The following is a 5,232-nucleotide window of genomic DNA, read 5'->3' as shown; positions in this document are numbered from 1 at the left end:
CTCGGCAAGCAGCCGGCGCAGGCGCGCAAGGCCGCCAGTTCGCATATCGCTACCACCACCGCGTGTTTGCGCGAGATCGAGGCAGAAGAGCAGCGGCTGGTGCGCGCGACTCTGCGTTTAAAGGGCTGGGAATAGACGTAGGGAATAGCCATTAGCCGCACTGGCACGGCAAAATTAAGTGGTAGGACCAGTGGTTTGACATCTCGACAGTCTCGGTTTGGCGCGAAACAATGCGCGCTAGCAAATCAAAGAAGTAAGGAGACTCGCGATGAATTCGCTCACTGCCCAATCCCAATTCGAAAGCGCCACTTACGCCAAAGTCACCTGGCGTCTGCTGCCATTCCTTTTTATCTGCTATGTCGCGGCCTATCTGGACCGCGTGAACGTCGGCTTTGCCAAGTTGCAGATGCTTAGCGATCTCAAGTTCAGTGAGTCCGTTTATGGGCTTGGGGCGGGGATTTTCTTTATCGGCTACTTTATCTTCGAAGTGCCAAGCAATATTCTCTTGCATCGCGTCGGCGCGCGCGTATGGATCAGCCGGATCATGGTGACGTGGGCGCTGGTCTCCGCCGCTTCGTTGTTCGTGACGTCGCCCGCGATGTTTTATACGCTGCGCTTTCTGCTTGGCGTTGCTGAAGCAGGGTTCTTTCCGGGCATCGTGTTGTATCTGACGTATTGGTATCCGTCGTCGCGCCGCGGCCGCATGAATGCGCTGTTTATGATCGGCATTCCGGTGGCGGGCGTGATCGGCGGGCCGCTGTCGGGCTGGATCATGCAGGCCTTCAATGGCGTGCATGGCTTATCGAATTGGCAATGGCTGTTTCTGCTCGAAGCCATTCCTTCGCTCGTGCTTGGCATCGCGACACTGTTCATGCTGCCGAATGGCATTCGCGCCGCGAAATGGCTCGACGATCGTGAGAAGCAGCTTCTCGAAGATAACATCGCACGCGACGAAAATCCCGGCGCGGATCATTCCCTGAAAGCGGTGGTATCGAACGGTCGTGTCTGGCGGCTGGCCGCCATCTACTTTTGCTGCATGATGGGCCTGTACGGAGTGAGCTTTTATTTGCCGACGCTCATCAAGGCCGCAGGCGTAAAAGACGCGCTGAACGTCGGCCTGCTCACTGCCATTCCTTATGCCTGCGCCATTGTGTCGATGATTCTCGTTGCGCGTTCTTCCGATCGTCGCAACGAGCGCCGCTGGCATCTCGCGCTTGCAGCCATTCTTGCGGCAGCGGGCTTCTATGCGAGCACGCTTCAGGCTGGCAATCTCTTGGTCGCGCTTATTACCTTGTCGCTCGGCACGGCCGGTGTATTGTCGATGATGCCTGTTTTCTGGACCTATCCGAGCAGCGTGCTCTCGGGAACGGCCGCTGCTGCGGGCATCGCAATGATCAACTCCATCGGCAATCTCGCGGGCTTTGTGAGTCCGTCGATCATCGGCTGGATGAAGGATGTGACGCACAGCACGAATGCGGGGCTGGTCGTGGTGGCGGGAGCGCTTGTCGTCGGTGCATTGCTCACGCTGACGCAGCGTGCGGCGGTATCGCCCGCGTCGGGTGCTTCGTCTTCGGCACCGCGTCGCGCCTGAGGCCGCCATGTCCGATACCGCTCAACACGGCCTCAGCGCCAGTCGCGAAGGCAACACGCTGATCGATACGCTTGGCAATATCGTTGGGAAACCTAACATATTGACGGGCGATGCAGAAACGCGTCGCTATCGCACGGGTTATCGCTTCGGCGCGGGCCGTGTGCTGGCGGTCGTGCGGCCCGGTACGCTCGTCGAGCAATGGAAGGCGCTGGTGGCGTGTATCGCGGCGCGTGCGATCGTTATTACGCAGGCGTCGAATACGGGACTTACGGGCGGCTCGACGCCCGATGGCAACGACTACGATCGCGATATCGTCATCATCAGCACGACGCGCATCAAACGCGTGCATCTGGTGCGCAATGGCACGCAGGTCGTGTGCATCGGCGGGACCACGCTCGATCAACTCGAACGCGCGCTCAAGCCTCTGGGACGTGAGCCGCATTCGGTGATCGGGTCGTCGTGTATCGGCGCGTCGGTGCTGGGCGGAATCAGCAATAACTCAGGCGGTTCGCTGATACATCGCGGACCCGCATACACGGAGATGGCGTTGTTCGCAGCCGTCGATGCAGCAGGCGTGCCACGGCTCGTGAATCATCTTGGCGTCGATCTCGGCGCAACGCCGCAAGTCATACTCTCGCGCATAGAAAACGGCTCTTTTACCGATGCCGATGTGCAAGACGGCGCCGCTGCATCCGATCACGCATATGCCACCCACGTACGCGATATCGACGCCACCACGCCCGCGCGCTTCAATGCCGATCCGCGCCGATTATTCGAAGCCTCCGGATCGGCAGGCAAGGTCATGACCTTCGCCGTGCGGCTCGATACTTTCGCGGCCGAGCAGGGCGCAAAGGTGTTCTATATCGGCACTAACGACGTTGATGTGCTGACCGATATCCGCCGCCACGCGCTCGCCAATTTCACGCACTTGCCGATTGCAGGCGAATATCTTCATCGCGATGCCTTCGATATCGCGCGCAAGTACGGCAAGGACCTGTTCGTGATGATCGACAAGTTCGGCACGGATCGCCTGCCCTTGTTTTTCAGCCTCAAAACGCGCGCCGATGCCTGGTTCGAGCGCTTGAGCTTCGTGCCGAAACATCTGTCCGATCGCGTGCTGCAATGGATCAGCAATCTTTTGCCGGAGCATTTGCCGCAGCGTTTGCTGGAGTATCGTCAGGAGTACGAGCATCATCTTATGCTGAAAGTGCCCGCAAAAGGCATCGACGAAGCGCGCCTGTTTCTGCAAGAGCGCTTCGCTCAATCCGGCGGCGCATATTTCGAATGTAGCGATGAAGAAGGGCGCAAGGCCTTTTTGCATCGATTCGCGGCGGCGAGCGCGGCGGTGCGTTACCGCGCGGTGCATCATCGCGAAGTAGAAGACATCGTCGCGCTGGATATTGCATTAAGGCGCAATGATCGTGACTGGTTTGAACGTTTGCCGCAGAAGATCGAGAAGGCCATCACGCTGAAGCTGTATTACGGGCACTTTCTATGTCATGTGTTTCATCAGGACTACATCGCTATCAAGGGTACGGACTGCATGGCGCTCGAACACGAGATGCTCGAATTACTCGATGCCCGTGGTGCGGAATATCCTGCCGAGCACAACGTTGGCCACTTGTATGAAGCGAAGCCGCAACTCGAAGCGTTCTATCGTGATCTCGATCCGTGCAATTGCTTCAATCCCGGAATCGGCAAGACATCGAAATTTGCGGCATATCGGGAAAATGCAGAGACTTAATGCTTATCGCGCACTTGCTTAGCAGGAGAAATTGGAAGGCCGCGTGCGCGGGAAGCGATAGCATGATTGTCTTTCATCATCGCTTTCCCGCGCATTTATTCGATGTCAGCCACACTTCCACGCTTCGGTGTCTGGGCGCTCGTGCACGGCAGCCGTGCGGCCTTGCAGGATCCGGCAGAACCTTATGACGCGTCATGGGCGCGCAATAAATCTCTCGTGCTCGAAGCCGAGCGTCTCGGTTTCGACTCCGTACTCGTCGCGCAGCATACGGTCAATCCGCATGATCCGTCGCTCGATCAACTCGAAGCGTGGACGGCGTCCGCTGCGCTCGCGGCGCTGACATCGCGAATCGAAATTATCGCGGCGATCAAGCCTTATCTTTATCATCCGGTCGTGCTGGCCAAGATGGCGCAGCAAATCGAGCACATCAGCGGCGGACGTTTCGCGATCAATCTCGTGAACGCGTGGAACAAGCCTGAACTGGAGCGCGCGGGAATCGGCTTCCCGGAGCATGATGAGCGATACGCCTACGGCCGTGAGTGGATCGGCGTGGTGGAAAAGCTGTTGCGTGGCGAGTCTGTCAAGCATCGCGGCGACAATTTCCATATCGACGATTATCGTTTGCTGCCTGCCGATCCGTATCGCGCGCGGCCGCGTATTTATGTTGGCGGCGAATCGGAACCGGCGCGTTCGCTCGTCGCCGCACATGGCGATACATGGTTTATCAACGGCCAGCCTATCGACGATGTCGCGCGTCTGATCGCGGACGTATCGTCACGTCCTCGTGCTGCGGGACAGGAGCCGTTGCGCTTCGGCTTGTCGGCGTTCGTGATCGCGCGCGAGACGCAGGAAGAAGCCGAGGCGCATCTTCAGCATCTCTTTGCGCTCGCCGAACTCGATAAGCCCATTCGCGAGCAGCAGAAAGCCAACACTGATCCGAATGCAGTCATGCATCCAACGTTCGCACGCTCGGCGCGTGTCGGCTCGAACGGCGGCACCGCAGCGGGACTGGTCGGCGATTACGATACGGTGGCGCAGCGTATTGTGGCGTTCCATCGCGCGGGCATCGAACTGTTTATGCTGCAATTTCAGCCGTTCGAAGCAGATATGAAGCGGTTTGCCGAGGAAGTGGCGCCGCGCGTGCGGCGCATATTGACGAGTGCGTGAGTCCAAAAAATCAGAAGAACGAACCAGTTGGCGGAAGCTTTCCGTGTAGCAGGTTTTCGCCGAGCAAGCGCTCTTTATAGAGTCGCGGGTTGTGTGAGGCGATCACCTTGATGTTGCGCCAGTGCCTGTCCAGCGCACCAATACGCGATACCACCGACCCCGAACCCAGATCGATCAGCCAGCTTGCAACTTGCGGCGCAAGATCATCGATCACGACCTTCGCCTCCGATGCAGCGAATGTCGCGGCAAGCGTGGTGTCGGTTTCATCGCGCGTACCGTAGTGATTCCACGCGTGCTGAAGCGCGTCGGCGGCGCGGTCGGCGGTTGCTTCGATACTGGCCGCATAGGCGCGAATCCGTCCGAGCAGCGCCTGCAAAACCGGCTCATCCGCAGGATGCGCGGCATCGCCGTGATAGAAGTTGCGGCCGCGTGCGTGCAATACGTCCACTGCATCGAGTGCGACGCGCCGCACAATACCCGCAATGCAATTCGTCAGATAAACCTGATGCAACGTGAATCCCCACGGCGATGCATCGTTCGACTTCGGTGGATCGGGCGGATAAACATGCGCGGCGGGCACGGCCACGTTATCGAATCTCATCGTGCCCGAGCCGGTGAGTTGCTGGCCGAAGCCTTGCCAATCGTCGTGCCGATCGATCCCTTCGCTTCGTTCAAGCACATACTGCACGGTCTGTCCCGCACGGCTTTCTACAGCAGTGCCAATGAATGC

The 5,232-nt window shown here is 58.7% G+C and carries 3 protein-coding genes and 2 pseudogenes; 4 read left to right on the top strand and 1 reads right to left on the bottom strand.

Annotated features, from left to right (window positions below; all coding sequences use genetic code 11):
• The 4 genes and pseudogenes from P7F28_RS08090 to P7F28_RS08075 all read left to right on the top strand — a co-directional run.
• Positions 1-135, top strand: a pseudogene (locus P7F28_RS08090) (transcriptional regulator GlcC); the annotation flags it as partial.
• 133 nt (positions 136-268) lie between these two features.
• Positions 269-1,591, top strand: a complete 1,323-nt coding sequence (locus P7F28_RS08085; RefSeq protein ID WP_277183993.1) for an MFS transporter — start codon at positions 269-271, stop codon at positions 1,589-1,591.
• Positions 1,592-1,598: 7 nt separating this feature from the next.
• Positions 1,599-3,335 (top strand): D-lactate dehydrogenase, encoded by a 1,737-nt coding sequence (gene dld / locus P7F28_RS08080; RefSeq protein ID WP_277183992.1) that lies wholly within the window; start codon positions 1,599-1,601, stop codon positions 3,333-3,335.
• A gap of 102 nt (positions 3,336-3,437) precedes the next feature.
• Positions 3,438-4,502: an LLM class flavin-dependent oxidoreductase gene (locus P7F28_RS08075; RefSeq protein WP_277183991.1), complete on the top strand. Its 1,065-nt coding sequence runs from the start codon at positions 3,438-3,440 to the stop codon at positions 4,500-4,502.
• A 10-nt stretch (positions 4,503-4,512) separates the two neighbouring features.
• On the opposite strand, the pseudogene P7F28_RS08070 reads toward P7F28_RS08075, so the two are convergent.
• Positions 4,513-5,232: pseudogene (locus P7F28_RS08070) on the bottom strand (acyl-CoA dehydrogenase family protein); the annotation flags it as partial.

This window comes from Caballeronia sp. BR00000012568055, from assembly GCF_029439455.1.
GTDB lineage: Bacteria > Pseudomonadota > Gammaproteobacteria > Burkholderiales > Burkholderiaceae > Caballeronia.
The sequence above is the reverse complement of the archived record's forward strand: the minus strand, read 5'-3'. Positions and strand labels throughout refer to the sequence as shown.